The organism is Rhizobium sp. R634 (genome assembly GCF_002211305.1).
GTDB lineage: Bacteria > Pseudomonadota > Alphaproteobacteria > Rhizobiales > Rhizobiaceae > Rhizobium.
Genome location: NZ_LOKW01000012.1, coordinates 349,134 through 374,126 on the forward strand (window position 1 = coordinate 349,134; position 24,993 = coordinate 374,126).

Annotated in this window: 27 protein-coding genes; 20 read left to right on the forward strand and 7 right to left on the reverse strand. The window is 61.9% G+C overall.

Annotated elements, in window-relative coordinates; translation table 11 throughout:
- Nucleotides 1–168: 168 nt before the first annotated feature.
- The 3 genes from iolD (at nucleotide 169) to iolB (ending at nucleotide 3,996) form a co-directional block, all read left to right on the forward strand.
- Nucleotides 169–2,019: a 3D-(3,5/4)-trihydroxycyclohexane-1,2-dione acylhydrolase (decyclizing) gene (gene iolD, locus ATY77_RS15845; RefSeq protein ID WP_088688049.1), complete on the forward strand. Its 1,851-nt coding sequence runs from the start codon at nucleotides 169–171 to the stop codon at nucleotides 2,017–2,019.
- A gap of 67 nt (nucleotides 2,020–2,086) precedes the next feature.
- The gene (iolE, locus tag ATY77_RS15850) at nucleotides 2,087–3,004 is read left to right on the forward strand and encodes a myo-inosose-2 dehydratase (protein WP_008522567.1); all 918 of its coding nucleotides are present in this window, start codon (nucleotides 2,087–2,089) and stop codon (nucleotides 3,002–3,004) included.
- 194 nt (nucleotides 3,005–3,198) lie between these two features.
- Nucleotides 3,199–3,996 (forward strand): 5-deoxy-glucuronate isomerase, encoded by a 798-nt coding sequence (iolB, locus tag ATY77_RS15855; RefSeq protein WP_088688050.1) that lies wholly within the window; start codon nucleotides 3,199–3,201, stop codon nucleotides 3,994–3,996.
- A 278-nt stretch (nucleotides 3,997–4,274) separates the two neighbouring features.
- On the opposite strand, the gene ATY77_RS15860 is transcribed toward iolB, so the two are convergent.
- Entirely contained in the window at nucleotides 4,275–4,715 is a 441-nt protein-coding gene (locus tag ATY77_RS15860; RefSeq protein WP_088688051.1) for a glyoxalase superfamily protein, read from the reverse strand.
- 352 nt (nucleotides 4,716–5,067) lie between these two features.
- Here ATY77_RS15860 and ATY77_RS15865 point away from each other — a divergent pair, with 352 nt between their 5' ends.
- Entirely contained in the window at nucleotides 5,068–5,400 is a 333-nt protein-coding gene (locus ATY77_RS15865; protein ID WP_088674552.1) for a hypothetical protein, read from the forward strand.
- Here the strand turns inward: ATY77_RS15865 and ATY77_RS33185 are convergent.
- Nucleotides 5,351–5,602, reverse strand: a complete 252-nt coding sequence (locus ATY77_RS33185) for a hypothetical protein (protein ID WP_088688052.1) — start codon at nucleotides 5,600–5,602, stop codon at nucleotides 5,351–5,353. The two genes, ATY77_RS15865 and ATY77_RS33185, sit on opposite strands and share 50 nt — an antisense overlap.
- Nucleotides 5,603–5,693: 91 nt before the next feature.
- On the opposite strand from ATY77_RS33185, the gene ATY77_RS15875 reads away from it, so the two are divergent.
- On the forward strand, nucleotides 5,694–6,560 hold the full coding sequence (locus ATY77_RS15875; protein WP_088688053.1) for a LysR family transcriptional regulator: 867 nt from the start codon (nucleotides 5,694–5,696) through the stop codon (nucleotides 6,558–6,560).
- Between the two features lie 62 nt (nucleotides 6,561–6,622).
- Here ATY77_RS15875 and ATY77_RS15880 read toward each other — a convergent pair whose 3' ends face one another.
- On the reverse strand, nucleotides 6,623–7,069 hold the full coding sequence (locus ATY77_RS15880) for a host attachment family protein (RefSeq protein WP_088688054.1): 447 nt from the start codon (nucleotides 7,067–7,069) through the stop codon (nucleotides 6,623–6,625).
- A gap of 162 nt (nucleotides 7,070–7,231) precedes the next feature.
- Here ATY77_RS15880 and ATY77_RS15885 point away from each other — a divergent pair, with 162 nt between their 5' ends.
- The 3 genes from ATY77_RS15885 (at nucleotide 7,232) to ATY77_RS15895 (ending at nucleotide 9,487) form a co-directional block, all read left to right on the forward strand.
- Entirely contained in the window at nucleotides 7,232–7,633 is a 402-nt protein-coding gene (locus ATY77_RS15885; protein ID WP_088688055.1) for a DUF2177 family protein, read from the forward strand.
- A gap of 234 nt (nucleotides 7,634–7,867) precedes the next feature.
- Entirely contained in the window at nucleotides 7,868–8,299 is a 432-nt protein-coding gene (locus tag ATY77_RS15890) for a pilus assembly protein PilZ (RefSeq protein WP_088674547.1), read from the forward strand.
- 72 nt (nucleotides 8,300–8,371) lie between these two features.
- Nucleotides 8,372–9,487: a pyridoxal phosphate-dependent aminotransferase gene (locus ATY77_RS15895; RefSeq protein ID WP_088688056.1), complete on the forward strand. Its 1,116-nt coding sequence runs from the start codon at nucleotides 8,372–8,374 to the stop codon at nucleotides 9,485–9,487.
- 178 nt (nucleotides 9,488–9,665) lie between these two features.
- Here ATY77_RS15895 and ATY77_RS15900 read toward each other — a convergent pair whose 3' ends face one another.
- Nucleotides 9,666–9,935, reverse strand: a complete 270-nt coding sequence (locus tag ATY77_RS15900) for a sel1 repeat family protein (RefSeq protein ID WP_088674545.1) — start codon at nucleotides 9,933–9,935, stop codon at nucleotides 9,666–9,668.
- 441 nt (nucleotides 9,936–10,376) lie between these two features.
- On the opposite strand from ATY77_RS15900, the gene ATY77_RS15905 reads away from it, so the two are divergent.
- The 3 genes from ATY77_RS15905 (at nucleotide 10,377) to ATY77_RS15915 (ending at nucleotide 12,701) form a co-directional block, all read left to right on the forward strand.
- A complete protein-coding gene (locus tag ATY77_RS15905; protein ID WP_088688057.1) occupies nucleotides 10,377–10,715 on the forward strand; it encodes a DUF2147 domain-containing protein in 339 nt (112 codons plus the stop codon).
- Between the two features lie 215 nt (nucleotides 10,716–10,930).
- Complete coding sequence (locus ATY77_RS15910; protein WP_088674541.1) at nucleotides 10,931–11,110, forward strand: hypothetical protein; 180 nt, start codon at nucleotides 10,931–10,933, stop codon at nucleotides 11,108–11,110.
- A gap of 88 nt (nucleotides 11,111–11,198) precedes the next feature.
- On the forward strand, nucleotides 11,199–12,701 hold the full coding sequence (locus ATY77_RS15915; RefSeq protein ID WP_088688058.1) for an AMP nucleosidase: 1,503 nt from the start codon (nucleotides 11,199–11,201) through the stop codon (nucleotides 12,699–12,701).
- 9 nt (nucleotides 12,702–12,710) lie between these two features.
- Here the strand turns inward: ATY77_RS15915 and ATY77_RS15920 are convergent, their stop codons facing one another.
- A complete protein-coding gene (locus ATY77_RS15920; RefSeq protein WP_088688059.1) occupies nucleotides 12,711–12,926 on the reverse strand; it encodes a hypothetical protein in 216 nt (71 codons plus the stop codon).
- Between the two features lie 155 nt (nucleotides 12,927–13,081).
- On the opposite strand from ATY77_RS15920, the gene ATY77_RS15925 reads away from it, so the two are divergent.
- The 4 genes from ATY77_RS15925 to ATY77_RS15940 are packed head-to-tail and all read left to right on the forward strand — an operon-like array spanning nucleotide 13,082 to nucleotide 15,422.
- Nucleotides 13,082–13,438 (forward strand): YciI family protein, encoded by a 357-nt coding sequence (locus ATY77_RS15925; RefSeq protein ID WP_088688060.1) that lies wholly within the window; start codon nucleotides 13,082–13,084, stop codon nucleotides 13,436–13,438.
- A gap of 10 nt (nucleotides 13,439–13,448) precedes the next feature.
- A complete protein-coding gene (locus ATY77_RS15930; protein WP_088688061.1) occupies nucleotides 13,449–13,808 on the forward strand; it encodes a YciI family protein in 360 nt (119 codons plus the stop codon).
- Between the two features lie 2 nt (nucleotides 13,809–13,810).
- On the forward strand, nucleotides 13,811–14,170 hold the full coding sequence (locus ATY77_RS15935; RefSeq protein WP_088688062.1) for a YciI family protein: 360 nt from the start codon (nucleotides 13,811–13,813) through the stop codon (nucleotides 14,168–14,170).
- Between the two features lie 10 nt (nucleotides 14,171–14,180).
- Nucleotides 14,181–15,422 carry an RNA polymerase sigma factor gene (locus ATY77_RS15940; RefSeq protein WP_088688063.1) on the forward strand — a complete coding sequence of 414 codons (1,242 nt, stop codon included), beginning with the start codon at nucleotides 14,181–14,183 and terminating at the stop codon, nucleotides 15,420–15,422.
- Here the strand turns inward: ATY77_RS15940 and ATY77_RS15945 are convergent.
- The gene (locus tag ATY77_RS15945) at nucleotides 15,390–16,352 is read right to left on the reverse strand and encodes a lysylphosphatidylglycerol synthase domain-containing protein (RefSeq protein WP_088688064.1); all 963 of its coding nucleotides are present in this window, start codon (nucleotides 16,350–16,352) and stop codon (nucleotides 15,390–15,392) included. The two genes, ATY77_RS15940 and ATY77_RS15945, sit on opposite strands and share 33 nt — an antisense overlap.
- Nucleotides 16,353–16,535: 183 nt before the next feature.
- On the opposite strand from ATY77_RS15945, the gene ATY77_RS15950 reads away from it, so the two are divergent.
- The 4 genes from ATY77_RS15950 (at nucleotide 16,536) to ATY77_RS15965 (ending at nucleotide 22,183) form a co-directional block, all read left to right on the forward strand.
- The gene (locus ATY77_RS15950) at nucleotides 16,536–18,029 is read left to right on the forward strand and encodes a glycosyltransferase family 39 protein (protein ID WP_088688065.1); all 1,494 of its coding nucleotides are present in this window, start codon (nucleotides 16,536–16,538) and stop codon (nucleotides 18,027–18,029) included.
- A 138-nt stretch (nucleotides 18,030–18,167) separates the two neighbouring features.
- Entirely contained in the window at nucleotides 18,168–19,184 is a 1,017-nt protein-coding gene (locus ATY77_RS15955) for a glycosyltransferase family 2 protein (RefSeq protein ID WP_088688066.1), read from the forward strand.
- Between the two features lie 12 nt (nucleotides 19,185–19,196).
- A complete protein-coding gene (locus tag ATY77_RS15960; protein WP_088688067.1) occupies nucleotides 19,197–20,699 on the forward strand; it encodes a glycosyltransferase family 39 protein in 1,503 nt (500 codons plus the stop codon).
- A complete protein-coding gene (locus ATY77_RS15965) occupies nucleotides 20,696–22,183 on the forward strand; it encodes a glycosyltransferase family 39 protein (RefSeq protein ID WP_088688068.1) in 1,488 nt (495 codons plus the stop codon). Before ATY77_RS15960 ends, ATY77_RS15965 begins: the two co-directional genes overlap by 4 nt.
- 6 nt (nucleotides 22,184–22,189) lie before the next feature.
- Here ATY77_RS15965 and ATY77_RS15970 read toward each other — a convergent pair whose 3' ends face one another.
- The gene (locus ATY77_RS15970) at nucleotides 22,190–23,557 is read right to left on the reverse strand and encodes an aspartate aminotransferase family protein (RefSeq protein ID WP_088688069.1); all 1,368 of its coding nucleotides are present in this window, start codon (nucleotides 23,555–23,557) and stop codon (nucleotides 22,190–22,192) included.
- Nucleotides 23,558–23,640: 83 nt separating this feature from the next.
- Between ATY77_RS15970 and ATY77_RS15975 the strand changes: the two genes are divergently transcribed.
- Nucleotides 23,641–24,993, forward strand: coding sequence for a glutamine synthetase family protein (locus ATY77_RS15975; protein ID WP_088688070.1), 1,353 nt, complete (start codon nucleotides 23,641–23,643; stop codon nucleotides 24,991–24,993).

Sequence of the window (24,993 nt, forward strand, 5' to 3'; positions counted from 1 at the left end):
AGGGGGAGGGACTTAACTTGAGGCATTACCTCACCCCGTTAGCAAGCGTCCTGCGGATGAAACCTCGCGGTGTGAATGGAAAGAGCCGAACGGGTTAGCCCCTCCCCCTTGTGGGGAGGGGTTGGGGAGGGGAAAACAGACAGAGAGCTAAAGGTTCGGGAGGCCCCGATGGGCAAGACGATACGGTTGACGATGGCGCAGGCCGTCGCGCATTTCCTCAAGAAGCAGATGACGATCATTAACGGCAGGAAGGTGCCGATCTTCGGCGGCGTCTGGGCGATCTTCGGCCACGGCAACGTCGCCGGCATCGGCGAGGCGCTTTATCAGGTACGTGGCGAACTGACGACCTATCGCGCCCACAACGAACAGGGCATGGCGCATGCCGCGATCGCTTATGCCAAGGCGAATTTTCGCACGCGTTTCATGGCCTGCACCACCTCGATCGGTCCCGGCGCGCTGAACATGGTGACGGCCGCCGGCGTCGCGCATGTCAACCGCATCCCTGTTCTCTTCCTGCCGGGCGACGTCTTCGCCAACCGTGCGCCCGATCCGGTGCTGCAGCAGATCGAGGATTTCGGCGATGGCACGGTTTCGGCCAATGACGCCTTCCGCCCGGTTTCGCGCTATTTCGACCGCATCACCCGGCCTGAGCAAATCATTTCGGCGCTGAAGCGCGCCATGCAGGTGCTGACCGATCCGCTCGATTGCGGCCCGGTGACCTTGTCGCTCTGCCAGGACGTCCAGGCTGAGGCCTATGACTATCCGGAAAGCCTGTTCGAGGAAAAAGTCTGGGCGACCCGCCGGCCGCAGCCGGATGCGGATGAACTCGCCAATGCCATCGCGCTGATTAAGGCGTCGCAGAAACCGGTGATCGTTGCCGGCGGCGGCGTGCTGTATTCGCAGGCGACGAAGGAACTGACCGCTTTTGCGGAGGCCCACGCCATTCCCGTCGTCGTAACCCAGGCCGGCAAGTCGTCGATCGACGAGACCCATCCGCTGGCGCTCGGCTCGGTTGGCGTCACCGGCACGTCGGCAGCGAACGCGATCGCTGAAGAGACGGATCTCGTCATCGCCGTCGGCACGCGCTGCCAGGATTTCACCACCGGCTCCTGGGCGCTGTTCAAGAACGACAGCCTCAAGATGATCGGCCTCAACATCGCCGCTTATGACGCGGTGAAGCATGACAGCCATCCTGTTGTGGCCGATGCCCGCGAAGGGCTGAAGGCGCTTACGGCAGGCCTTTCCGGCTGGAAGGCACCGGCAGCACTGGCCGAGAAGGCCGCGGCCGAGAAGAAGGTCTGGATGGAAGCCGCCGCCAAGGCTACGGCGACGACCAATGCCGCACTGCCCTCCGATGCCCAGGTGATCGGCGCGGTGGCGCGCACCATCGGTGGCGAGAATACGACGGTGCTTTGCGCCGCCGGCGGCCTTCCCGGCGAATTGCACAAGCTCTGGCCGGCGACGGCGCCGGGCAGCTATCACATGGAATATGGTTTTTCCTGCATGGGCTACGAGATCGCCGGCGGGCTCGGCGCCAAGATGGCGCATCCCGAACGCGAGGTCGTCGTCATGGTCGGCGACGGTTCCTACATGATGATGAATTCGGAGATCGCCACCTCGGTCATGCTCGGCCTCAAGCTCAACATCGTCGTGCTCGACAATCGCGGCTATGGCTGCATCAACCGATTGCAGATGGGAACCGGCGGTGCCAACTTCAACAATCTGCTCAAGGACTCCTATCACGAGGTGATGCCGGAAATCGATTTCCGTGCGCATGCAGAAAGCATGGGGGCCATCGCCGTCAAGGTCAGCTCGATCGCCGAGCTGGAGCAGGCGATCACCGATTCGAAGAAGAACGACCGCACCTCGGTCTTCCTCATCGACACCGATCCGCTGATCACAACGGAAGCCGGCGGCCACTGGTGGGATGTCGCGGTGCCGGAGGTCAGCCCGCGCGGTGAGGTCAACGAAGCGCGCAAGGGTTACGTCGAAGCGCGCGCCGCCCAGCGTATCGGCTGATTCGACTGTTGTCATTTTTTCGGAAGAGCGGTCCCGCTCTTCCGCACTACTTTTAAGGAGAATGTTGATGAAGGCCAAACTCGGCATGTCGCCCATCGCCTGGTGGAACGACGATCTTCCCGAACTCAGCGACGACGTGTCCCTGGAGGAATGCCTGCGGCAATCGCGCGGCGCCGGCTTCACCGGCATGGAGCAAGGCCGCCGCTTCCCCAGCAACCCGGAAGAAATGCTGCCCATTCTGCGCGCCGCCGACGTGACGCTGTGCGGTGGCTGGTTCTCCGGCACGCTCGTCAATGAAGAGCTTGCGGCCAACAAGGACCGCATCGCACCGATGATCGAGCTGTTCAAGGCGGTCAACGCGCCCTGCATCGTCTACGGCGAAGTCGGCCGCTCCATCCAGGGCGACCGCTCCAAGCCGCTTGCCACCAAGCCGCGCCTTTCCGACGACGAGATGAAGGCCTATGCACGCCGCGTCACGGAATTCGGCGAATGGTGCGCCGAACAGGGCATGCCGCTCTCCTATCATCACCACATGGCGGCCGTCGTCGAAACTGAGCCGGAACTCGATGCTTTCATGCGTAATTCGGGCGAAGGCATTCCGCTGCTGCTCGATGCCGGGCACCTGGCCTTTGCCGGCGGCGACGTCTTGCGCGCCATCGACAATCACCACGCCCGCATCAACCACGTTCACGTCAAGGACATCCGCAAGTCCGTAGTCGACGGTCTCGACCGCAGCCGCCAGTCCTTCCTGGATGCGGTGGCGCTTGGCGCCTTCACGGTGCCGGGCGACGGCTCGCTCGATTTCGGCGCCATCGTCCAGCGCTTCGCCGACCACGGCTATGAGGGCTGGTTCGTCGTCGAAGCCGAACAGGATCCGCGCAAGGCGCCGCCGCAGAAAATGGCCGAGATCGGCCATGCCGAACTGATGCGCGTGATGACGGCAGCGGGTTATACGGTGGAAACCGAAGGTTTCCCGAAGGGATAACGAAAATAAAACCCCTCCCCAACCCCTCCCCACAAGGGGGAGGGACTTAACTTGAGGCACCGCCTGCTCCAGACAACGCCACCTTGCACAAGGAACGTCGCAACATGAGCGAGACAGCGCCACGGATTAAGCCCCTCCCCCTTGTGGGGAGGGGGTTGGGGCGGGGATTTTGTAACGTACGAGGAGAAACACCAATGGCAAACCTCAAAGTGAAACCGTCCGGCACGCATGGCCGCGTCACGCATGTCACCCCTGAGAATGCCGGCTGGACCTATGTCGGCTTCGATCTGCATCGGCTGAAGCCGGGCGAAACGGTTTCGGGGGAGACCGGCGATCGGGAAGTCTGCCTCGTCTGGGTCACGGGCAAGGGCAAGGCATCCGCCGGCACCAAGGATTTCGGCACGCTCGGCGGCCGCATGAGCCCCTTCGACGGCGCTCCGCACGCGCTCTATATCCCGCTGGAATCGACGTGGTCGGTGACGGCCGAGACCGATCTGGAGCTGGCAGTCTGCTCGGCGCCCGGCGGCGGCACCTATGAGGCCAAGGCGATTCCGCCCGGCACGCATCCGCAGGTGACGCGCGGCAAGGGCACGAATGTCCGCTACGTCAACAATATCATGCCTGAGGACGACAGCTCGGCGCACTCGCTGCTCGTCGTCGAGGTGATCACGCCCGGCGGTCACACCTCCTCCTATCCGCCGCACAAGCACGACCGGGACGACCTGCCGAACGAGAGCTTCCTGGAAGAGACCTATTACCATCGCCTCAACCCGCCGCAGGGCTTCGGTTTCCAGCGCGTCTATACCGACGATCGCTCGCTCGATGAAGCCATGGCGATCGAAGACGGCGACGTGACGCTGGTGCCGAAGGGCTATCATCCTTGCGCGGCAACGCACGGCTACGACCTTTATTATCTCAATGTCATGGCCGGGCCGAAGCGGATCTGGAAGTTCCACAATGCCGCCGAGCACGAATGGCTGCTGAAGGCGTGAAGGCCGCGTCGAATCGCTAAATAATCTGACAGCGCAGAGCCGCCGCTGATGGTTCATTGCCTCCATTCAAACCAGGATGGAGGCTTACCATTGACAGCTCGATTCCTGATACCGGCCCGCACGAGCCGAAGCCGCGACATTAGCAGTGGCGGCCGTCAAAGAATAGGCGCCAAAGCCGCCGGTGAACTGCTCTCGAAGATCGACGCGCGACTTCGAAGTCGTTCACCGGCGGCTTTTTTGCCCGCAGCGGCGGAAAGCATCAAAGAGACACGAGCAGTCTAGAGATCAAGCACCAGGTGCGGCAGTCCGTTCGAGGTTTTCCTCGGCGAGACGCCATCGGCATCGATCTGCGCGGACACACGCTGACGGAAGGCAGAAAAGCTCTCGAAGGTGACGACATCCACGGGCTCGTCGAAATGGATAGTGATCTTGTGGAGATCGCCGCCCGGTAAGGCCGAAAGCGCCAAAATCTCACCGGTGAAGGGCTGATTGAGATAGCGCCCGCGAATATGCGCACCGACGAAGAGCTGCGTCTTCGGACTGGCATTGGGCTTTGCGGCAAGCGCTGCCAGCGTATTCCAGTCACGCGCGCCGTGCTGGCGGGCAATCAGTTCCAGAGCCGCAGTATGAGTCAGCGCGGTGCCGCGATCGTTCATCGCCTGGCGCAGGCGCTTGGCCTGGGTTTTCAGTTCTTCAATGTCAGGATAGGTGGTCGTCATGGAGTGAGCCTTTGGAGGCATGCTCTTCGACTGTGGATGGGTGCTCGCATTGCCGCCAGTCAGCATGCACAAGGGCCGTGACCATGATCGCGAGGGCTTCACCATGGATTTTCATCCGCGAGCGGCCGGCGCCTCCAACCGGCCTTTCTATGCGCGAAGGCCGCCAGCATGTCAAGAATGACGCATGCGCGCGCATGGAATGAGCAAATTTGGGGCAAATCTGGCCAAAATCGGTGCGTTTTTTCCGCAATCTGCTGAAAAGTCTGCAATCTTAGTGATATTATTCACCAGCCGTCAGTATTCTCCTGCTAATTTTATCAGACGACAAGCGGAGGCTAAAAGGGCCTTTCAGATGCACCTCGACACAGAACATCCCAAGCCGGAACGCGCTTACCGGGAATTCAATCTCGACAGGCCCGGCAACATCATCTTCGTCGGCCATCACCTCAGCACCGGAACGCAGGTCCGCTGCCTGATCCGCACGATCACACTCGCCGGCGCGCTGCTCGAAGTGAGCCCAAACCTGGAGATGCCGAGCCATTTCTTCCTCGAAATCCTCGGCATCCACGACGAGATCGGCGCGACCGTGGTCAAGCGCGAAGGCGAATTCGTGACGGTCAGCTTCAACATGCTGCTCAATCCGGAATTCCTGCACCACGTATTGCGGCTGAGCTTCGAAACCTGAAGCTCTTTTCGATCCGCGGTTCATCGCGGCACGGCGCCTTCGTTTCGGCGTACGGCCTTGCGGCCAGGCGCGCGAGAAGGGGGACGAGCCAGAGAAATTCCCGCCATTCCGGCGCCTCAAGCGGATCGGCGAAGGGATCGCGCCGCACCCGGCGATTATGGATCTGCAATTCATTGGAAAGAACAACCCAGTTGAGAAGCATTGCTTCGTCCTCCATCTATTTGCTGGAGCACTTGAGCTAAGGCTTCGCACCCTTGCGATGTAGAGGCGCTGGGGAAAGGGGGTTTTCATCCATGAAAGACGCAAGCTGGGACGATCTCCAACTCTTCTTCCATGTTGCGACCAGCGGCGGGCTTTCGGCCGCCGCGGCGCGCACCGGTCTCAGCGCACCGACGATCGGCCGGCGCATGCTGGCGCTCGAACGGGTGACGGGCCGCTCGCTGTTCACCCGCGGCCCTACCGGCTATCTGCTGGCGAAGGACGGACAGGAGCTGCTCGATCGCGTCCGGCTGATGCAGGATGCGGCACGCGCCATCTCCGACTGGCGCGGCGAGGTATTGACGCTACCGATCGTATCGACGGTCGTGGACAGCTGGACCTCGCGCTTCATCGCCGACCATCTGGCCAGCGTCTGGACGCCGAAGGACAATTTCCGCATGTGTTACAAGACCTGTGACGCGGGCGCGGATTTCACCTATCGCGAAGCGCATATCGCCATCCGCCACGGCCGGCCGGAGAGTGGCAACGTCGCGATCCGCCGTTCGGTCAGGGTGGCGCATGCGGTTTATCAGGCGGCCGCTTATGACGAGGCCAACTGCAACTGGATCTCGCTCGGCACCGATATCGCCATTACGCCGGCGGACAAGTGGACTTTCGAACAGCCGGATTATTGGATCACCAGCTGGACGAACACGCCGCATATGCTCTTTTACCTCATCCGCGGAGGCGCCGGCCGCGGCGTCCTTCCCTGCTTCATCGGCGATCAGGAGCGCAAGCTGGTGCGCGCCGGACCTGTCATCGACGACCTGACCTATGAGATGTGGATCGTCGCGCACGACGACGAGCGGCAACGGCCGGAGGTCAGAACCGTCATCGACCGCCTGGCGACGCTGTTTGCCGATCACGAAGACCTGTTTGCCGGAAAGACGCCGTCGGCGTGACATGGGAACATGAAAAACGCGGGCCGTTCAGCCCGCGTTCCTGAATCACCTTAACGACCGCCTCAGGCGGCAAGATGCCGCTCGATCTCGTCGACCGGCATGTTGGTATAGTCCTTCGCCAGTTCCGCCGAAATCGCCGCCTGCGTATCGGCCTTGAGCGCGGGCCGCAGCACACCGAGCGCCTTGGGCGGCGCAATGAGGATGATGCGGTGGGCATCCTTTTCATGCACCAGTTCGTCCAGCCTCTCCGCCACGTGCTTAAGAAACTGCGCTTCGGCTTGATCCTGCCAATGGGTTTCCTCGACGGCGCTACCGCCGAGACCGTGGGCGGCGTGGCTGCGGCCGGGCTTGTCGGTGCCGATCTCGCGATCCGGCTCGCTCGGCTGCTTCAGGGTTTCCAGCACCTTCAGGTTGATCTGCTTGTTATCGCCGGCGTTCTGCATGATCAGAGCCTTGGCTCCGTTGCAGACGACCACCCATGATTCCCGAGGGACTCTGACGTCGGTCATTTTTTGATTCCTCACTGTCGTCGTTCGAAGCGCGCGCCCCGCGTCATCGATCAGGGCAGAACGCCCGGCCGTTGAAAGGGTTCGAAAAATCGCGCCGAAATCGATCGGGCGGCGATCCGGCCGCTCATTGCTGCGTAGAAGGAGATGTTCGGGAGATCGATAATGAAGACAACGCTTCTTGCTTATGCCGGCGTCTTGTTCACGCTCCTCGTCTGCGACGGGATATGGCTTGGCCTCGTCGCTCGCAATTTCTATCGCGATCAGCTGGGACAGTTGATGCTGCCTTCGCCCAATCTGGCGGTCGCAGCGCTGTTCTACCTGTTCTTCGCCGCCGCGGTGGCGATCCTGGCCGTGCTGCCGGCGCTGTCGGCAGGGTCGGTTACAGCAGCCCTTCTCTACGGTGCCATTCTGGGACTGGCGGCCTACGGTACCTACGACATCACCAACCTTGCCACGCTTCGCAACTGGCCGCTGACGCTCAGCCTGGTGGATATGGCCTGGGGCACGGTTCTGACGGCGCTGACCTCGGCCGCCGGTTATTTCGTTGTCAGGATCATCGGCTGAAACGAGCAGCGGAGATGAAAGCCCCGTCCCGATAACGCACATCGGGCGTCCCGCTAAAGCACAAAGTTCGAACTCGTTAAAATTGTCATTTTATCTTTGACGAATGCGCAAAACATTCGTGTGACCTTGGCTGAGATCGAGATGACGCTTGATCGGATCAAGACCAACTTGCTTGGATTCAAGGCCCCGCTTGAAATCAAGAACCCCATGCGTCCTGACTGACGGAGAATGTGAATGACTATGCTCCGCGCTACACACCTGGCCACGGTCAAATCCGCCGTTTACGACCTGCGCTGGGAAGAGTTCCACGTCAAGCGCCCAGCCCGGATCGTCGCCGTCCGGCCGTGCCTGACCGGCGTCTCCATGCGAAGCGCCGAGATCATCGACATCTCGCAGGGCGGCGCGACGCTGATCGTCTCGACCGCCGTCGGCCTGCCGAAACACTATTATCTCAACATCCTCGGCCTTGCCTATCGCATCGGCTGCGCCGAAGTCTATCGGCACAAGGAACGTATCGGCGTGCGGTTCATCAACATCATGGACCCCGAAGTTCTGCGCCGAGTCGTCCGTGCGGATTTCCTCATCGGCAACATGGAGGCGCTCGAAGCCAAGCGCGCGCCGATCTTCCGCGCCTCAACGCCGGCAACCCTCGAGCTGCAGAAATAATCTTGCTTGCCTTGGCGGCACCCGGGCCTATTGTTGCGCCGACCGTCAATCTGCCCGGGAACCCACCTCCGCATGTCCGCTTTTTCGCGCTTCACGCCGCTTGTCAGCGCCCTGCCCTCCACAGTTCCCTTCGTCGGTCCCGAGGCCATCGAGCGCCAGCGGGGACGTGCCGTGCTCGCACGCATCGGCGCCAATGAGAACGGGTTCGGCCCGGCCCCCTCGGTGTTGGCGGCGATGCGCGAGGAGGCCGGCAATATCTGGAAATACAATGATCCGGAGAATTTCGCGCTGAGAGAAGCGCTTGGCGCCCATCTCGGCGTGACGGCCGCCAATATTGCCATTGGCGGCGGCATCGACGAATTGCTCGGTCAGATCGTCCGGCTGGTTAGCGAGCCGGGTGCGCCCGTCGTCACCTCGCTCGGCGCCTATCCGACCTTCAATTTCCATGTCGCAGGCTTCGGCGGCCGGCTGGTGACGGTTCCCTACGCCAAGGACCGTGAGGATCTCGACGGGCTGCTCGATGCCGTCAAGCGCGAAAACGCGCCGCTCGTCTATTTCGCCAATCCCGACAATCCGATGGGAAGCTGGTGGGACGCAGACAGCATTATCGCCTTCGCCCGGGCACTGCCGGAGACAACGCTGATGGTGCTCGACGAGGCCTATAGCGAGACCGGACCGGCCGATTCACTGGCATCGATCGCCTCGCTCATCGAACTGCCGAACGTCATTCGCACGCGCACCTTCTCCAAGGCCTATGGCCTTGCCGGCTCACGCACCGGCTATGTCATCTCGACGCCCGGCACGGCGCAGGCCTTCGACAAGATCCGCAATCATTTCGGCATGAACCGGCTGGCGACGGCCGCCGCGCTCGCAGCGCTGAAGGACCAAGCCTATCTCATCGAGGTCGTCGGAAAAATCCATGCGGCGCGGGAGCGGATCGGCGCCATCGCCAGGGCAAACGGCCTCCAGCCGCTGCCGTCGGCGACGAATTTCGTGGCGATCGACACCGGCCGCGACGGGGTCCACGCCCGGGCCATCGTCGACGGCCTGATGGAGCACGGCGTTTTCATCCGCATGCCAGGTGTCGCGCCCCTCAACCGCTGCATCCGCGTCAGCGTCGGGCCCGAGGCCGATATGGCGCTCTTCGAGGAAGCGCTGCCGCAGGTGCTGAAAAAGATCGGCGGATAAGGCGTGCCGAAAAGTATCAGCAGTTTTCGGACGGCATCGTGCTGACAATTTAACGGAAACCGCGGCCGGTGGAGGATCCGGCCGCGGTTCTCTTCTCCCGGCGCGGCCCGTCCAAAGCGACCCGCCAGCCCCCTCTTTCGAGGTTGTTATTCCTGTCGAATGCCGTCCGGAGACGGTCTCAGTGAACCGTCATCCATTCGCGGGCGGCACGCAGCGCTGCTGCGAGTTGCATCTTGTTCATTGTGGCGGCCAAATCGGCGCGAAGCTCGGCGGCGCGGTCGTTGCCCTTGATCGCGGCGATGTTCAGCCACTTATGGGCGGCAACGAGATCGACATCGCAGCCGCGGCCGGTCGCATACATCAGACCCATTTCGCAGAAGACATCGGCGCTGTTGTTGTCGCCACCCATGGTGGCCGTTTCAGCATTGTGCATTTCAAAGCGTGCCATCGGTTTTATCCCTGTTAGCCTGTTTACGACTTACCCTGTTTTACCTTCGGGCCTTGCCGTCTATCGCGGCTTGGAGCCCTTCCGGTCCGGCGGGTTTGCCCCGCTCGTTTGATGGGTTCACTATGCCAAACGGCTTTCAAAAAACGCCTAAAATGCATGATTAATTTGAGACAAACAAAGTGCAAACGCTTGGTAAAATTGGATTTTTGTTAAACATCGGATTCCCTGGGCTTTAAGGATTTTCGCTTGGATTTTACGAAAGATTCAGAATTGGAAATAAAGGGATCGTTCATCATGAAATCAGCAGGCGATATCTTTGTTCGCCCTTCAAACGCATGTCTGTCCCTGAATTTCCGGCAGCAAAGATGACCACCACGCGTATTTACCTTACGTTCGCGTCAGTTATTTTCGCAGCCGATTAAGGACATCAGGGAGGAAAAGATGATCCGCAGCTTTGTTCTGACAGCCGCCATCGCCATGATTGCCGGCATGGCTCATGCCGAGGAGCCGATCGTCGGCAACTGGAAGACGGCATCCGGTGAAACCGCCGTGATCGCGCCCTGCGGGGGCGGTTATTGCGTGACGCTGAAGACAGGCAAGTATAGCGGCCGCAAGATCGGCACGCTTGCAGGAACCGGCGGCAGCTATGCCGGTGAGATCACCGATCCGGCCGCCGACAAGACCTATAGCGGCTCGGGCAAGATTTCCGGCAACTCGCTGAAGATGCAGGGCTGCGTATTGAAGATCCTCTGCAAGACGCAGACCTGGACGCGGCTTTAAGCCATAAATCGCCCGCTCAACTCTCAGCCAGGAAAGCAGGAGCATGCCGAGATATCGGCATGTTCGCAGCTCTTGATCCTTATCCTACCTCTCCACAGCGCACCTCAAACCCGCCCGGTAAGCTGAACGGCGGATGAACCGGCATCTCAGCACTCGTTCAGCCGCGGCATGGCAAAACTCTTGTCACGATAAAGTTGCGTATCGGGGGCAAGGCAATGAACCTCTATATTCTGGCAAGACGCCTTAGCATCGTCACACTGTTTGCAGCGATCTTCGCGATCACATTTTCGGCGGCTGTCGTGCACAATGGCGGCGGCGGCACGCAATCGCATTTCGGGGCGACCTATACCTGCCTGGAGACCAAAGGCAGCTTCTGCGCGCCATCGGTGCAGTAACCGGCCCGGACACGCCAGCCGATAAAATAATCCTGCCTCCGCCGAGGCGCGTCGTTTGCTTGTCAAGAACAACTCTCTATAATGCGTCATGAGCAAACGAATCTCCCCTTTATCGCCACTCGACGTATCCTCTCCACCTCCTTTCCAGCCTGAGAGTTTCGATGATCCCGCCAAGGCGGTCGAGACCCTGACGGCGCTTTATGAGCGCAATACGGCGTTCCTGATCCGGAGTTTCACCGAACTTGCGCAGGGTGCCGAGATCACCTCGCGCTACCGCGCCTTCTATCCGCAGGTCAGCATCGAGACGACCAGTTTCGGCCATATCGATTCGCGTCTTTCCTACGGCCATGTCACGGCGCCCGGCATCTACACGACGACGGTCACGCGGCCGAAGCTCTTCAAGCATTACCTGAAGGAGCAGCTGGCGCTGCTGATGAAGAGCCACAATGTGCCGGTCGTCGTCTCGGAATCGACGACGCCGATCCCCCTGCACTTCGCCTTCGGCGAGGGCGCGCATGTGGAAGCATCGGCCTCCGCATTCGTCGACGTTCCGATGCGCGACATCTTCGATACGCCCGATCTCAACACCACCGATGACGAGATCGCCAACGGCGAATATATCCCGCCGCCGGGAGAGCCTTCGCCGCTTGCGCCATTCACCGCGCAGCGCATCGATTATTCGCTCGCCCGCCTGTCGCATTATACGGCGACGCATGCCGAGCATTTCCAGAATTTCGTGTTGTTCACGAACTACCAGTTCTATATCGACGAATTCTGCAGCTGGGCGCGCAAGCTGATGGCGGAGGGCGGCGACGGCTATACAGCCTTCGTCGAACCGGGCAACATCGTCACCCTGCCAGGCTCAAGCGTGCCGGAAACGGATGCCACACTCACCCGCCTGCCGCAGATGCCGGCCTACCATCTGAAGAAGAAGGGCCATGCCGGCATCACGATGATCAATATCGGCGTCGGCCCCTCCAACGCCAAGACGATCACCGACCATGTCGCCGTGCTGCGCCCGCATGCCTGGCTGATGCTCGGCCATTGTGCCGGCCTTCGCAATAGCCAGCGGCTCGGCGACTATGTTCTCGCCCACGCCTATATGCGCGAGGACCACGTGCTCGACGACGACCTGCCGGTCTGGGTGCCGATCCCGGCGCTTGCCGAAGTGCAGGTGGCGCTGGAGGCCGCCGTCGCCGAAATCACCGGCTACGAAGGTTTCGAGCTGAAACGCATCATGCGCACCGGCACCGTCGGCACGATCGACAACCGAAACTGGGAACTGCGCGACCAGCGCGGGCCGGTGAAGCGGCTTTCCCAGGCGCGTGCGATCGCGCTCGACATGGAATCAGCCACGATCGCTGCCAACGGCTTCCGTTTCCGCGTTCCCTACGGCACGCTGCTCTGCGTCTCCGACAAGCCGCTGCACGGCGAATTGAAGCTGCCGGGCATGGCGACGGCCTTCTACCGCACGCAGGTCAACCAGCATCTGCAGATCGGCATCCGCGCCGTGCAGAAGCTTGCCGCCATGCCGCCGGAAGCCCTGCATTCACGCAAGCTGCGCAGCTTCTTCGAAACGGCCTTCCAATAGGCCGTTTCCTCATCGTTCCGCCACGACAGGTGTCGGATGCTGCGCAAGCATCTGCGGTCGGTCGGTAGCAAGGTTCAGCCCTGCGATCAGCAGGGTGAAGGCGACGAAACCGAAGGCGGTGCGGAAGAGAACCTTCAGCCCGTCGCTTTCGGTGAACTCCAGCCGGTGCTGTTCATGTCGGCGCGCCCAGATCTGGCTTGCGAGTGCGATTTCAAGAATAGTCATTGCCGTTCTCCTCGACAGGTTTCGATGAAGCCTTGTCGAGTGCTGTCTTGCGCTTTCGACACATGACCGGCACAAAATATTTTTCCCGCCGCTGTCGAAATGCTTGGGGATCATTCGTCCAGGGATATGGAACACGGCGAAGGAGGCTGCCTGCAATGAAATATCTCTGCCAGGTCTGGTTCGATGGCGCGATACTCGACGCCATGACCAAAGAGGAGAAGGCCGAGCTCGATGCGAATTCGCTGAACTATGACAAGGACCTCGCCAATAGCGGGAATATGATCGTCGCCCAGGCGCTGCAGCCGCCGCAATCGGCGGTGACGGTCCGGGTGCGCGGCGGCGAAATGTCGGTGACGGACGGTCCTTTCGCCGAGACGAAGGAGGCGCTCGGCGGCTTCATCCTGATCGAGGCAAAGGATCTCAACGATGCGATCCGCATTGCTGCCGGCATCCCTCTCGCCAGGCTAGGCGCGATCGAGGTGCGGCCCGTCCACGAATTCGCAGTTCAATGAGGAGAGACCGATGAAATTCCTATGCCAGATCTGGTTCGACACGGAAAAAAGCAAGCTGGTTCCCCAGAGCGAATGGGATGCGCTCACACAGGAGTGCATCGTTAGCGACAACCGCTGGCGCGACAGCGGTCATTTGCAGGCGGCGTTCGCCTTGCATGATCCATCGATGGCGATCACGGTCCGCCTGCGCAACGGCGAAGTCGCCGCGACCGATGGCCCGTTTGCCGAAATCAAAGAGCATCTCGGCGGTTTCGTGCTGATCGAGGCCGAGAATATCGAGGAGGCAAAGACCATCGCGTCCAGTTTTCCAATCCTTAGATATAGCTCGATCGAGGTCCGCCCGGCCTATTCCATCCAGGATGGGAGATAGCAATGCGCTTCGTCTGCCTCATCTATAATCCCGCCGATATGGATGGCACGCTCAGTCAGGCCGAGGGCGACGAGCTCGTGAGGGCGCATTTCCAGTATGACGAGGAGCTTCAGCGCAAAGGCATCATGATCCATTCCGATGCATTGGAAGGTCCCGACAGCGCCTCGGTCCTGAGAGTGCGCCATGGCATTCTGTCTTCGACCGACGGCCCTTACGTCGAGACCAAGGAACATCTGGCTGGCATCTACATCCTCGAGGCAGCCGATCTCGAAGAGGCGCGCAAGGTCGTCGCGGGCATTCCAAGCGTCCGCGTCGGATCGATCGAATTGCGTCCGGTGAGGCTCCTCACCCTGCCAGAGTGAGGATCGCCCGTTGGAAAGCGTGATCGAGGAAATCTACCGATCGCAATCGCGCCGGGTGCTGGCAACGCTGATCCGGCTGCTCGGCGATTTCGACCGTGCCGAGGAAGCGCTGCATGACGCCTTTGCCGCGGCCACCCGAACCTGGCCAGCGGATGGTATTCCCGGCAACCCTTTCGCCTGGCTCGTTTCGACGGGCCGCTTCAAGGCAATCGATACGCTACGGCGGCGGGCGCGCTTCGATGCCTCGCAGCAGCACATCGAGGACAGTCTCTACACGATCGACGAAACGGAGATCGGCGAGATGGAACCGATCGAGGACGACATGCTGCGGCTGATCTTCACCTGCTGCCACCCCGCTCTTCCCGCGGATGCGCAGATGGCGATGGCGCTTCGGGAAATCTGCGGCTTGACCACCGAAGAAATCGCCCATGCCTTTCTCGTTCCCGCGCCGACGGTCGCCCAGCGGATCGTGCGCGCCAAGGGCAGGATCCGGACCGCGAACATCCCCTATGAGGTGCCGGACCGCGAGGCGCTGCCTGAGCGGCTCGACCGGGTGCTGCACGTCATCTATCTCGTCTTCAATGAAGGCTATTCCGCCTCTTCGGGAGACGAGATCGTCCGCGCCGACCTGACCGGAGAGGCCATCCGGCTGGCGCGGCTGCTTCTGACGCTGCTGCCGCATCCCGATGTTTCCGGACTTCTCGCTCTGATGCTGCTGCAGGATTCCCGCCGCAGCGCTCGTCAAGGCGAGCAAGGATCGCTGGTACTGCTGGCCGATCAGGATCGCTCGCTCTGGGACGGCGCGAAGATTACGGAAGGCCTGACGCTCCTTGCGGAGGCGATGCGGACAGGAGAAGTCGGCGCCTATACGGTGCAGGCGGCAATCGCCGCCGAACATGCGAAGGTGCCGAGCGCCGAGGAAACCGACTGGCGGCGCATCGCCTTCTATTACGACCTGCTTCTGGCGGCCCAGCCCTCGCCGGTCGTCGAACTCAACCGCGCCGTGGCGATCGCGATGGCGGAAGGGCCGGCGACAGGTCTGGAACTGATCGATGCCATTCTGAGACGCCGGGAGCTGCAGGCCTATCATCTCGCCCATTCGGCCCGCGCCGATTTCCTGCGCCGTCTCGGCCGCAAAGAAGAGGCGATCGCAGCCTATGAAACGGCGCTGTCGCTCTGCCGGCAGGAGCCGGAGCAGGCTTTTCTTCGCAAAAGGATTTCAGAGCTTGCCGCGGCGCCCGAGCGGCAGTGAGATCGCCGTTCCCGTCAGCGCCGAGACGATGATCAGCAGATGGGCGTTGACGCTCGCCTGCGCCAGCACAGCGAGCGCCGCCCGCTCGCTCGAGGCTCCGAGCGCAATCGCGCCGGCGGTGATGCCCGCCGGATAGGTGCCGACTCCGCCCGGCGCATGCACCGGCAGGACGGAGGAGAGCTCGCCGCCGAGGGCACCGCCGAAGCTTGCCGCCATCGGAAACACACCCATCAGGCCGAGCGCCCATGCGAGCACGAGCACCTTGACCAGCCAGTTGACGATGGTCATTGCCCAGGCGCGCGCAAAGGCGACGGCATTCAGCGGCAAGCCGTTTTCGATCTCGACGACGAATTTCTGCGCCTTTGCCGGCAGCAGCCTGGCAGCGATGCGCAACAGCGGCTTGCGCGCGGCGAAGGCTGCGACCGGCAGCAGCAGGAAGACTGCCCAAAGCGACCAAGCGACGAGCGCATCGGTCGCGGCGAGCGCAAAGCCGATGCCGGCAGCAGCCAGAAGAGCGTGCAGGTCGAGCAGCCGCATGACGAGGAGCGCCGAGGTTGCACGCGTCAGCGGAATGCCGAATTCGGTGCGCATCAACAGGGGAAAGCTGGTTTCGCCGGTCCGGAAAGGCAGCATGATGTTCAGGAGATTGTGGATCTGCGTCACGCGGAAGAGCGTCGCGAACCGGCCCGCGGTCTCCTGCGGAAAATAGTCGTAGATGCGCCAGGTGCGCAGGAAATAGGTGCCCGTCAGCGCCACGAGCGCGGCGATCACCGGACCTGCCCCGACATCGGCCCATTGGCTGATGATGACGGGCCAGCCCCAGAACCACTGCACGAAGAGCGCATAGGCTGCGACAATTACGACCGTCAGCGCCGTCATGCGATTGCGCATAAACCAGGACTGCTGGCTTTCAACGATCGAACTCTTCATGTAGTAGGCATTCCTCGCTTGGCGTCGGCATGGGCCTCGGCTCCGTCCCCGGCGTTTTAGGAGAAATGAAGGTTGCGCACAACGGCGGAGTTGATGGCGGCGACGGCGGGGACCGCCTCGAGCCGGCGATCCGCGCGGCAGACCGAAAGATGGCGAGGCCTTGCCGGCTTGACTTGGAGATCGATGTTGGAGCGCATTACCAAAAGCATCAAGAGCGCCAGCATTTTTCTGGCAGTCTATTTCCTGCTGAACATCGCGCTCCGCATCGCCTTGCCTCACACGCTCGATCTCGACGAGGCGGAGCAATCATTCTATTCGCAATATCTTCTGGCCGGTTACGGCCCGCAGCCGCCCTTCTACAACTGGATCCAGTACGCCATCGTCTCGGTGACCGGCATCACGATGTGGGCGCTCTCGGTTCCGAAGAACATCATTCTCTTCGGCTGCTATCTTTTCTACGGTCTGGCCGCCCGCGAGGTGCTGAAGAGCCGTCTTCTCCCGCCCATCGCCATGCTGAGCCTGATTACCCTGCCGCAGGTCGGCCTGATGGCGCAGCGCGAGCTCACCCATACGGTTGCTCTGCTGTTTGCGACCTCGCTCTTCCTCTTCGGCTTTTTCCGCACGCTGCGTCAGCCGACGATCGGCAGCTATCTCGTCATCGGCATCGCCACCGGCATAGGCGTCATCTCCAAGTATAATTTCGCGATCCTGCCGTTTGCCGCCTTCATCGCGGTCCTGCCGGATCGGGAATGGCGCAGCCGTCTGTTCGACTGGCGTCTGCTGCCGGCCGTCGTCATCGGCATTCTGATCGTGCTGCCGCATGCGCTCTGGCTGCCCGATAATCTCGCCAGCGCCTCGGCCCCGACATTGGAGCGGATGACCGCCGAGCACGAGGCCGCTGCCGGCCTTCCCCGCATCGGGCAGGGGCTGTTGTCCCTCGTCATCGCCGTACTCGGCTTCGTCGCATTGCCGATCGTTATCCTCGCGGCCGCTTTCCGGCGGGATTTCTTCCGGGCGCTCTACTCGTCCAGTCCGATGATCCGGGTGATCGAGCGGATGATGGTTGTCAGCCTGCTCGCCTTCGCCGGCATCGTCGTCTTTGCCGGCGCGAGCGACATCCACGAGCGCTGGCTCGACCCGTGCCTGCTCGTCCTGCTGATCTATCTGTTCCTGAAACTGGAAACGGCAGGCTTCGATCTCTCCGCCGGCCTTGCCCGCTTCCGGCCCGTAGTGCCTGTCTTCATGATCGTCATCCTGTCGATCCTGCTGCTGCGCATTGTCGCCATTCAATATGTCGGCACCTATACGAGAACGAACGTACCCTTCGCGAACTACGTGACGGAACTGACCGCGACCCGCAAACCGGTTCTCATCGTGGCCGGGACCAAGTTCGTGGCGGGCAACATGAAGCTGGAATTTCCCGACGTTCCCGTCGTGATCCCGTTCTTCCCCGGTCCCGGGGTTCCCGAATATGCGACGGCGAAGGGGCCGGTGCTGGTTGTCTGGCGCGGCGAAACCGCAAATGATCCGACCATTTCTCCCGGCTTCGCCAACGATCTCGTCAAATCGGGTATTCAGCTGAAAGAGATAAATACCCTGACGCTGCCCTATCTTTTCGGTGACGGCAAACATACCTTCTCCATTGGCTACTCCTGGGTGGAGGGAGGCGCGAAATAGCGCTGCGGCAAGTCGACCGATTGCGGGGAAACCGGCATTGGCCGCTGGCAACGGACGGACAGTTCATGTAGTAGGCTTCCGCAAACGCGGTGGCGGCAGTAAGAACTGCCATGCCGCCCGGCCTTTTGGAGATGAAAGTTGCAGACAACGGTAGAGCCCATTCGCGGGACGAATGATCCGGTACAATCGCTCGAGCTGTCGCTGGTCGTGCCCGTTTTCAACGAAGAGGAAAGCGTCGGCCCGCTGGTCGAACGCATCGTCGCGGCAATGGCTCAATATCCCCATCGCTGGGAGCTGATCCTCGTCGACGACGGCAGCACCGATGCGACGCTCGTCAACGCCCGCAAGTACGTCGGGCGCGAGGGGCTGGCGCTGAGAATCGTCGAATTGCAGCGCAATTTCGGCCAGACCGCCGCCATGCAGGCCGGCATCGACACCGCCCGGGGCCGGTTGATCGCGACGATGGACGGCGATCTGCAGAACGATCCGAAGGATATTCCTCAGATGGTCTCCGAGCTGGAACGGCGGCAACTCGACCTTCTGGTCGGCTGGCGCAAAAACCGCAAGGACGGTCTGTTCCTGCGCAAGATCCCCTCATGGTGCGCCAACTACCTGATCGGCCGCATCACCGGCGTCAAGCTGCACGATTACGGCTGCAGTCTGAAGATCTACCGTGCCTCGATCATAAAGCAGGTCAAGCTGATGGGCGAAATGCACCGCTTCATCCCGGCCTGGGTCGCCGGTGTCGTGCCGAGCTCGCGCATCGGCGAGATGGCCGTCACCCACCATGCCCGCGAACACGGCGTTTCGAAATATGGGATCTCGCGTACCTTCCGCGTCATCCTCGACCTGCTCTCCGTCATGTTCTTCATGCGCTACAAGGCGCGGCCGGGGCATTTCTTCGGTTCGCTGGGTCTCGGCCTCGGCGCCGTCGCCATGTTGATCCTGCTTTACCTCGGCTTCGACAAATTCATTCTGGGCAACGATATCGGCACGAGGCCCATGCTGATGGTCGGCGTCGTGCTCCTTCTTTCGTCGGTGCAGATGATCACCACCGGCATCCTGGCGGAAATGATCGCGCGCACCTACTATCGTGACGACGCCTCTCCGAACTACATCGTACGGCAGATCTTCGACGATCAAAGCCAAGCGTAAACCGGCAGCACGATGCTGGAACGCGCGACGAGGACGATCAGAACCGCGGCCTTGCTGCTTGCAGCCTATTTCGTGCTGAACATCGCACTGCGGCTCGTGCTGCCGCACTCTCTGGAGCTCGACGAGGCCGAGCAATCCTTCTTCTCGCAATATCTGCTGGCGGGCTACGGCCCGCAGCCGCCCTTCTACAACTGGATGCAATATGCCGTCGTTTCGGTGACCGGCATGTCGATCGGCGCGCTGATCGTCCCGAAAAATATCCTGCTCTTCCTGTGCTACCTCTTCTACGGCCTCGCCGGGCGCGAGGCGCTGAAGAACCAGGTGCTGGCCGCGGTCGGGATGCTGGCGCTGATCACCCTGCCCCAGGTCTCCTACATGGCCCAGCAGGACCTGACCCACACGACGGCCCTGCTCTTTGCCAGCTCGCTCTTCCTCTACGGCTTCTTCCGCACGCTCGACCGGCCCGGCATCGGCAGCTATCTGCTGCTCGGGCTTGCGACCGGCATCGGACTGATTGCGAAGTATAATTTCGCGCTGATGCCCGCCGTCGCGCTGATCGCCATCCTGCCCGACGCTCAATGGCGGCGCAGGGTGCTCGACTGGCGCTTGCTTATCGCGATCGCCGTCGCGCTCGTCATCGTTCTGCCGCACGCGATCTGGCTGCGGAGCAATCTCGACTTCGCCTCCTCCGATACTCTGGTCAAGATGGCCGCCGGCAACGAACCGGCCGGCGCCCAGCGGATCGGCAAGGGCATCCTTGCCTTTCTCGTCGCCATCATCGCCTTCGCGGCGCTGCCGGTCGCGATTTTTGCCGCCGCCTTCCGCCGGGATTTCTTCCGGGCTCTATCATCCAGAAACCGCTGGACTGGGATGATGGAACGGATGATGCTCGCGAGCCTCGCGGGAATTCTCCTGATCGTGCTGTTCACCGGCTCCACCATGGTGCGTGAACGCTGGCTCGACCCGTTCCTATTGGTCCTGCCGATCTATTTCCTGGCGAAGATGCAGGCGGCCGGGCTCGACCTTTCCGCCGGACTGCGCCGCTTCCGGCCCGTCGTGCCGGTATTGATGGGCTGCGTGCTGATCGCGCTCGGCTTCCGCGTCGTCGGCGCCGGGCTGATCGGCACCTATAGCCGGCCGAACGTGCCGATGGCCGATCTCGTGCGCGAAGTGACGCGGCAGGCCAAGCCCGCGCTGGTGATTGCCTCGGATACCTATATCGGCGGAAACATGCGCCTGCAGCTTCCCGATGTGCCCATCGTTATCCCTGACTTCCCGGTTGCCGGCATCCCCGCCTATGCGACATCCGACGGACCGGTGCTGATCGTCTGGCGCGGCAAGAAGACGGCGACGGCCGCAGATGCCGTCATGCCGGAACGGTTTTCATCGGCGCTCGCGGCAGCGGGCATTGCGCCGCAGGAGATCGGCGCCTTGTCGCTTCCCTATTATTTCGGCCGCCAGGGCGATAATTTCGCGCTGGGCTACGCCTGGGTTCAGCCGGGAGCAAGTAGATGACCGAGACCAGCCTTCGCGACATGCGTTGGATTTTTCTGCTGCTGGCCGCCTATTTCGTGCTTCAGGTCGGCGTGCGGCTTGCCACCTCGCATTCGCTCGATCTCGACGAGGCCGAACAGGCGTTTCGCTCGCAATGGCTCGCCGCCGGCTACGGTCCGCAGCCGCCGTTTTACAACTGGCTTCAATATGCCGTCTTCCAGTTTGCCGGCGTCTCGCTTGTCGCCCTGTCCGTCGTCAAAAACCTTCTGCTCTTCATCTCCTACCTGCTGTACGGCCTGACGGCGCGGCTCATCCTGCGCGACAAGGCGCTGGTCGCGATCGCGACACTCGGCCTGCTGACGATCCCGCAGATGGTTTTCGAGATGCAGCGCGACCTGACGCACACGGTCGCGGTCTTCTTCTCGGCCAGCATCTTCTTCCACGGTTTCGTCCGCAGCCTGAAGCAGCCAAGCCTCGCCTCCTATCTGATAACAGGCATCGGCATCGGTTTCGGACTGCTCGCCAAGTATAATTTCGCCATCCTGCCGGCCGCGGCCTTAATCGCCGCGCTGGCGGATGCGCGCTGGCGAGCGCGGATCTTCGATAGGCGGCTGGCCGTGACCGCTGTCGTGGCACTTATCATCACCCTGCCGCATCTCTTCTGGCTGAAGGACAATCTCGACTTCGCCACAGCCCGCACCCTGGAGAAGATGACCGCGAGCGACAATGCGAGCTATCCCATGCAGGTGGCCATGGGTGTCAGTTCGCTCGTTCTCGCCATCCTCAGTTTCGCCGGATTGACCGTGGCGGTATTCGCTGTCGTCTTCGGCAGGAATTTTCGCCTGGCGTTCGCCGCCCAAACGGAATGGACGCGGCTCCTCGAACGGATGATGCTCGTCTTCGTCATCGGCATTCTGCTGTTGATCGTCTTCGGCGGCGCGGCTGGCATCAAGGATCGCTGGCTGGTGCCGATGCTCTTCATCCTACCGCTCTATCTCTGCCTGAAGGTCGAAGCGGCAGCCGTCGAAACCGACAAGGCTTTCCGGCGCTTCATGCCCGTCGTCGCCGTCATCATGATCGGCGTGCCGGTCGCCCTTTACGGCAGCGTGGCGAGCGCGCGCTTCTCAGGTCATTACGAACGCTTGAACAGGCCTTATGCCGAGATGCTCGCAACCTTGCGCAAACAGGCCGAACCGGCAGCGATCCTTGCCGGCGACAGCCTGCTCGCCGGCAATCTCAGGCAGGATATTCCTGACGTGCCGGTCCTTTCCGTGGATTATCCCGGCTTCAAGCCGGATATCTCAGGCCGCCGGCCGCTTCTTCTCGTGTGGCTCGTGCCGCCGAAGGCGGGCAGCGAAGCTCTCCCGCCGGCTATGGCACAATGGCTCCAAACCAATCTCGGCTTAACCGCACCTGAGGCGTCGGTCATCGACGTGCCTTATCTCTACGGACGCGGCAACGATAGCTATCGCTTCGGCTATGCCTGGATCAATCAACCCGGCTGAGCAGAATCACGTTTTCAGCTCCTTCCAGGCCAAATCCAGCGCCAGCTTGGTAATCTTTGCCATCTCGTCCACCTCCGCGTGAGTGATGACAAGCGGCGGCGAGGCCAGCATGCGGTCGCCGGTGGCGCGCAGCACGAGGCCGTTTGCGAGCGCATGGTTGCGCACCAACGCGCCGATCCGATCAGGCTTGTCATAACGGGTGCGCGTGCTCTTCTCCGCGGCCAGCTGCAGGCCGCCCATCAGGCCGATACTCTGAGCCTCGCCGACGAGATCATGGTCGGCCAGAGCCGCCCAGGCCTTGGCAAAATAGGGGCCGATATCGTCGCGCACACGTTCGACCAGCCTTTCCTCCTGGATGATGCGCAGGTTTTCGAGTGCGGCCGCCGCACAGACCGGGTGGCCGGAATAGGTGAAGCCGTGATTGAAATCGCCAACCTCGTTGATCAGCACTTGGGCGATCCTATCGCTGACGAGCACGCCGCCGATCGGCAGATAACCGGAGGAGAGACCTTTGGCGATCGGCGCCAGATCCGGCTCGACGCCGAAATGCTGATGGCCGAACCAGGCACCGAGACGGCCGAAACCGCAGATCACCTCGTCGGTCACCAGCAGGATATTGCGTGCCTTGCAGATGCGGTCGATCTCAGGCCAATAGGTCTCGGGCGGGATGATGACGCCGGCGGCGCCCTGCACCGGCTCGGCGACGAAGGCCGCGACATTTTCCTCGCCGAGCTCGTCGATCTTCGCTTCGAGCTCGCGAGCGACCTTGAGACCGAATTCGGCAGGTGAGAGATCGCCGCCCTCGCCGTACCAGTAGGGCTGGCCGATATGGACGATGCCAGGGATCGGCAAGTCGCCCTGCTCGTGCATGTATTTCATGCCGCCGAGGCTGGCGCCGGCGACGGTCGAGCCGTGATAACCGTTCTTCCTGGCGATGACGATCTTCTTCGACGGCTTGCCGACGGCGCTCCAATAGACGCGGGCCATGCGGAACCAGGTGTCGTTCGCCTCCGAGCCGGAACCGGTGAAGAAGATATGGTTGAACCGATCGCCGGCATGGGAGGTGACCTTCTGCGCCAGTAGCACCGTCGGCGTCGAGCTGGTGCCGAAGAAGGTGTTGTAATAAGGCAGTTCGTTCATCTGCCGTGCGACGGCCTCGGCGATCTCCCGGCGGCCGTAGCCGATATTGACGCACCAGAGGCCGGCGAAGCCGTCGAGATATTTCCTGCCGTGATCGTCGAAGATGTAAACGCCCTCGCCGCGCTGGATGATGCGGGTGCCATCGGCATTCAGCTTCTTCATGTCGGAGAAGGGATGCAGGTGATGCGCGGCGTCGATGGCCGCAAGGTTCGAGGGCGGGTAAGTATCGGGCATGACTGTTAAAAAACCCTCGCGGATTGAAAGGCTGTTGTCGATGGGATAGGAGCTTGGCCTTGTCCCGGAGGATTTTCAAGGCCATGGCGAGCGACAGGATGGACGGCAAGGCCGAGGGCGGCGATCCGCGTTTCGAGATCCTGATCGTCGGCATGAACGGCGAGCTGCGCGGCAAGCAGCTTCCATCAGGCGCCGAAGGCAAGGTCTGGGCCGGCGAGATCCGCTTGCCGACGTCGACGCAATCGCTCGACATCTGGGGCGATGACAATGACGACATTACCGGCCTGTCGCTGACGATCGGCGATCCCGACGGCAAGGTCATCCCAGATCGGCGCAGCCTCGCGCCGATGCCCTGGGCGCCGGAGGGCTCGATGCAGGTGCTCGCCACCATGCACGAATTCGACGGCAGCCCGAGCTTCATGGATCCGCGCGGCATCCTCGCTTCGGTGCTGGAGCGCTATGCCGCGCGCGGGCTGACACCCGTCGTGGCGACCGAGTTGGAATTCTACGTCATGGCCGGGGACTGGCGCGAGACCGGACGCCCCTCCCCGCCGGAAAGCCTTACCTATCGCGACGAACCGAACGGTTTCCAGCTCTACGACATGAGTGCCGTCGATACGCTCGACGATTATCTTGGGACGCTGAGAGCCTATGCCAAAGCGCAGGGACTGCCGGTGGATGCAACAACGGCGGAGTTCGGCCCCGGCCAGTTCGAGGTCAACCTCCTGCACCGCCCCGCTGCGCTGGCTGCGGCCGACGATTGCCTTTATCTCAAGCGTATCGCCGAGCAGGCGGCGCGCCACCACGGGCTGAAGTCGACCTGTATGGCAAAGCCCTATTCCGAACATGCCGGCTCCGGCTTGCATGTGCATGCGAGCATCGTCGACGAGCAAGGCCGCAATATCCTTGATGCCAAGGGCGGCGACCCGAAGCTTTTGAAATCGGTCGCGGCCGGACTGCTTTCGACCATGCGCGAGGCGCAGTTAGTCTTCGCCCCCTTCGCCAATTCCTACCGGCGCTTCCAGCCGGGCTCCTTCGCACCCGTCGATCTCACCTGGGGCACCGGCCACCGCGGCACCGCGATCCGCATACCTGACAAGGACGGGCCAGCCGCGCGCATCGAGCATCGGGTCGCCGGCGCCGACGCCAATCCCTATCTGCTGCTTGCGGCGATCCTCGGCGGCATGCTCAACGGCCTCGACGGCGAACTCGATCCCGGCGAGGAGACGACGCCGTCGTACACGCCGGCAAATACGACGCGGTTGACGCATGATTTCCTGAGCGCGGTCGAGATCTTCCGCGCCTCGCCATTCATCGCCGATATCTTCGGCGCGCGCTACCAGGCACTCTACGGCGATAGCAAGCGCAAGGAAGCGCTCACGCATCTGCGGACAGTATCGGATTTCGACTACCGCACCTATCTGCCGCGGCTCTGA

What these genes read in the sequence shown, in the direction of transcription:
- iolD (WP_088688049.1), top strand. Translation starts at nt 169, where the DNA reads ATGGGCAAGACGATACGGTTGACGATGGCGCAGGCCGTCGCGCATTTC.
- iolE (WP_008522567.1), top strand. Translation starts at nt 2,087, where the DNA reads ATGAAGGCCAAACTCGGCATGTCGCCCATCGCCTGGTGGAACGACGAT.
- iolB (WP_088688050.1), top strand. Translation starts at nt 3,199, where the DNA reads ATGGCAAACCTCAAAGTGAAACCGTCCGGCACGCATGGCCGCGTCACG.
- ATY77_RS15860 (WP_088688051.1), bottom strand. Translation starts at nt 4,715, where the DNA reads ATGACGACCACCTATCCTGACATTGAAGAACTGAAAACCCAGGCCAAG.
- ATY77_RS15865 (WP_088674552.1), top strand. Translation starts at nt 5,068, where the DNA reads ATGCACCTCGACACAGAACATCCCAAGCCGGAACGCGCTTACCGGGAA.
- ATY77_RS33185 (WP_088688052.1), bottom strand. Translation starts at nt 5,602, where the DNA reads ATGCTTCTCAACTGGGTTGTTCTTTCCAATGAATTGCAGATCCATAAT.
- ATY77_RS15875 (WP_088688053.1), top strand. Translation starts at nt 5,694, where the DNA reads ATGAAAGACGCAAGCTGGGACGATCTCCAACTCTTCTTCCATGTTGCG.
- ATY77_RS15880 (WP_088688054.1), bottom strand. Translation starts at nt 7,069, where the DNA reads ATGACCGACGTCAGAGTCCCTCGGGAATCATGGGTGGTCGTCTGCAAC.
- ATY77_RS15885 (WP_088688055.1), top strand. Translation starts at nt 7,232, where the DNA reads ATGAAGACAACGCTTCTTGCTTATGCCGGCGTCTTGTTCACGCTCCTC.
- ATY77_RS15890 (WP_088674547.1), top strand. Translation starts at nt 7,868, where the DNA reads ATGACTATGCTCCGCGCTACACACCTGGCCACGGTCAAATCCGCCGTT.
- ATY77_RS15895 (WP_088688056.1), top strand. Translation starts at nt 8,372, where the DNA reads ATGTCCGCTTTTTCGCGCTTCACGCCGCTTGTCAGCGCCCTGCCCTCC.
- ATY77_RS15900 (WP_088674545.1), bottom strand. Translation starts at nt 9,935, where the DNA reads ATGGCACGCTTTGAAATGCACAATGCTGAAACGGCCACCATGGGTGGC.
- ATY77_RS15905 (WP_088688057.1), top strand. Translation starts at nt 10,377, where the DNA reads ATGATCCGCAGCTTTGTTCTGACAGCCGCCATCGCCATGATTGCCGGC.
- ATY77_RS15910 (WP_088674541.1), top strand. Translation starts at nt 10,931, where the DNA reads ATGAACCTCTATATTCTGGCAAGACGCCTTAGCATCGTCACACTGTTT.
- ATY77_RS15915 (WP_088688058.1), top strand. Translation starts at nt 11,199, where the DNA reads ATGAGCAAACGAATCTCCCCTTTATCGCCACTCGACGTATCCTCTCCA.
- ATY77_RS15920 (WP_088688059.1), bottom strand. Translation starts at nt 12,926, where the DNA reads ATGACTATTCTTGAAATCGCACTCGCAAGCCAGATCTGGGCGCGCCGA.
- ATY77_RS15925 (WP_088688060.1), top strand. Translation starts at nt 13,082, where the DNA reads ATGAAATATCTCTGCCAGGTCTGGTTCGATGGCGCGATACTCGACGCC.
- ATY77_RS15930 (WP_088688061.1), top strand. Translation starts at nt 13,449, where the DNA reads ATGAAATTCCTATGCCAGATCTGGTTCGACACGGAAAAAAGCAAGCTG.
- ATY77_RS15935 (WP_088688062.1), top strand. Translation starts at nt 13,811, where the DNA reads ATGCGCTTCGTCTGCCTCATCTATAATCCCGCCGATATGGATGGCACG.
- ATY77_RS15945 (WP_088688064.1), bottom strand. Translation starts at nt 16,352, where the DNA reads ATGAAGAGTTCGATCGTTGAAAGCCAGCAGTCCTGGTTTATGCGCAAT.
- ATY77_RS15950 (WP_088688065.1), top strand. Translation starts at nt 16,536, where the DNA reads ATGTTGGAGCGCATTACCAAAAGCATCAAGAGCGCCAGCATTTTTCTG.
- ATY77_RS15960 (WP_088688067.1), top strand. Translation starts at nt 19,197, where the DNA reads ATGCTGGAACGCGCGACGAGGACGATCAGAACCGCGGCCTTGCTGCTT.
- ATY77_RS15965 (WP_088688068.1), top strand. Translation starts at nt 20,696, where the DNA reads ATGACCGAGACCAGCCTTCGCGACATGCGTTGGATTTTTCTGCTGCTG.
- ATY77_RS15970 (WP_088688069.1), bottom strand. Translation starts at nt 23,557, where the DNA reads ATGCCCGATACTTACCCGCCCTCGAACCTTGCGGCCATCGACGCCGCG.
- ATY77_RS15975 (WP_088688070.1), top strand. Translation starts at nt 23,641, where the DNA reads ATGGCGAGCGACAGGATGGACGGCAAGGCCGAGGGCGGCGATCCGCGT.